We start from the raw sequence: 2,304 nt of genomic DNA, 5'->3' as shown, positions 1-2,304 counted from the left end.
TGCCATACCACTGTGTTGTTTTTTTCGTGCCGCTTTGCTCAGCAAGATAGTAGTTGGCTGTTGGGTTATCGGTAGGGGGAAGAGGGGAGTCTTTGGTGGGTTGAGTGTCAGTTTTGAGGGTAAATTGTGGTTGGTTTAAGTGAAGTTGTTTTTCTTCTTCAAGGTAATACTTACTGGCACCCGAAGCGCCGCCGCGTAGTGAACTTAACGATAACATAACATGTCCTGTTTAGTCGTGAGGGTAAACAAAGAGAGAGAAAAATGCAGCGATCACTGCAATCAGCACAAAAAGTACATCAAAAGGCATGGTTAACCTCGGTGGTTAAATTAAATAAGCATTGTTTGATGGGGATAAATCTGAGTAGAATAGCGGCGGGTGCTTGAGGCTGTCTGTCTCAAGCATTTTGCAAAAGACAGATAGTAGAAAGCCCCGAATGAACTATAAATTCAAACGAGGCTCACTAGATGTACATAGACAATACAGATAGTAGTCTCTTTCTTGAAAGGAGGCAATACAATGCCTAAAAAGGTTATCTTTATCACCGCGGCGGTAATCGTTATTACCGTCATTGTCCTTGGGATCTTTAATCGCTCATTATGCAGCGTTGAGATAGGAGGGCTTGGGTTAACCTTTAAGGCTGTACTTGCCTACGAATCTTGATGGAGCCTAGAGGTTAGGGCGAAAGCCCTAACCTTTTGGATTGTGGCTGTATGTATCTTCAAGCACCCGTACTTCTTAATCGAAAGGCGTCATGTCGTTGTTAATCATCGTTTCCTCTGTTTCTCTAAATGCTTGCTCGGTTTGATCGTCAGCACTCATTTGGCGTTTAAGCTCTTGCTCTTCCTTCATTTTCTGCTTTTCGATGTCTTGATCATCGTTGCGAGATTTTTCCTTTTCCGGTTGTTCTTTCTCTATACGCTCATTGTTCTCTTTCACGGTTTCCTTCATTTGCTCACACTCATTGTCATAACTGCTTTGGTCACAATCTCCTTGTTCATTGTTATGCCGTGCTTTGTGGATATTGAGCAAAACTTGCTTGTCTTCATCCGGCAGAGCCAGTAGCGCTCCCATTTGATAATGAGCTAACTCACCATCAATGCGCTTCATGGTGTCACTGGAATCGTAAACACGCTTTATGAATGGCACCGCGACGGAGGCCATATCATCAAACTTAAAGTTAATTCGAGTGATTGGGTAGCCGCCGAAGGTGCGATACCAACACTGCAGATCATCTAATGCCATGATCTCTGAGGTCATCACCGCAGGGCGGGTGATGGTTTGGTGGCCGAGTGAAATACCATCACGAACACTGTTAGCACCATAGCTGTACTGCTCTTTGGAGATCTCGATCTCTTGCTCGCCTAAATCCTTACTCGATTTCTCGGCCTGTGGTGCGGACGGGTTACGAAAGTAAAAGCGGGTATTTAGGAGATCGTACATTTCCTCTGCAGCGTCACGGCCATAGATTTTGACGAACTGAGCAAATGACTGGAACCCAACCAAATAGCATCCACCGTGTTTACGAACTTCGGCCAGCGTGGAGGCCAAATCAGGTAGGCGATGTAAGCTGGGTAACTCATCGGTGATCACCCAAATGCGGCGGGTGGTGCTTTCATCTAAGCCTAAGATGGCCGTTGATGCGGTCGAGAGCCACATGGAGATCAAAGGGCGTAGCGAAACGTGTTGCTGCGCGTTGGAGGTTAAGAACAAAAAGCCTTTTTCGTTATCGTCCAATACCCAATCTCGAACTGAGAACGCCTTGCGGCGTTTGCCGTTTTTGTCTTGTTGATCCAATCCTTCTAAGTAGCGAAGGGATTTGATGTAAGCGGCTAAGATAGATTTAACCGAAATGGCAATCTTATCGGCTTTTTCATCGGTAATGGCAGAGGCCATGGTGCCTTTTAAGAACTCACGCAGTACCGATGTCGGTGTTTTTAATATGTAATCCAATAAGCGCTCGTTGGTTAGCGGTTTGCCATCTTGAGTCATTTGATAGGCGGTATTGGTAAACAGGGTTCGCGCTGATTCAATCCAAAATGGGTCGCCATGGCCTGAATCAGCAATTAAGGCGGTTGATAAGCTTTCAAAGTCGGAGAACTCTTGTGCGTCGTACCAGATTTTCCAATCCACCGACCGCTCATCAAACGGGTTTAAAATGTAGTCTTTGTGCTCATCATAGAAGCGAGAAACAAAGGTGCAGCCTTTGTCGTAGATGATGGCCTTGTCACCACGGGCGCGGATTTCACGTAAGAGCTTACGAATTGCGACCGATTTACCTGTACCTGTTGAACCACTAAAAGAGA

At 45.7% G+C, this 2,304-nt stretch carries 3 protein-coding genes; 1 reads left to right on the top strand and 2 read right to left on the bottom strand.

Translation table 11 applies throughout. The annotated features are described in order from the left end of the window. A partial coding sequence (locus tag CTN07_RS22255; RefSeq protein ID WP_146154907.1) for a hypothetical protein occupies positions 1-217 on the bottom strand: 217 nt, incomplete at its 3' end. Positions 218-517: 300 nt separating this feature from the next. On the opposite strand from CTN07_RS22255, the gene CTN07_RS22920 reads away from it, so the two are divergent. After that, a complete protein-coding gene (locus CTN07_RS22920) occupies positions 518-661 on the top strand; it encodes a Hok/Gef family protein (protein ID WP_170107353.1) in 144 nt (47 codons plus the stop codon). Between the two features lie 75 nt (positions 662-736). On the opposite strand, the gene traD is transcribed toward CTN07_RS22920, so the two are convergent. Next, positions 737-2,304, bottom strand: a 1,568-nt coding sequence (gene traD, locus CTN07_RS22250; protein ID WP_107183769.1) for a type IV conjugative transfer system coupling protein TraD, incomplete at its 5' end; no start/stop codon positions are given.

Origin of the sequence: Photobacterium damselae, assembly GCF_003026815.1 — a bacterium.
GTDB lineage: Bacteria > Pseudomonadota > Gammaproteobacteria > Enterobacterales > Vibrionaceae > Photobacterium > Photobacterium damselae.
This window is presented reverse-complemented; position numbering and strand designations above follow the sequence as displayed.

Excerpts from the sequence above, each read along its gene's own strand:
- CTN07_RS22920 (WP_170107353.1), top strand. The coding sequence starts at position 518 with ATGCCTAAAAAGGTTATCTTTATCACCGCGGCGGTAATCGTTATTACC.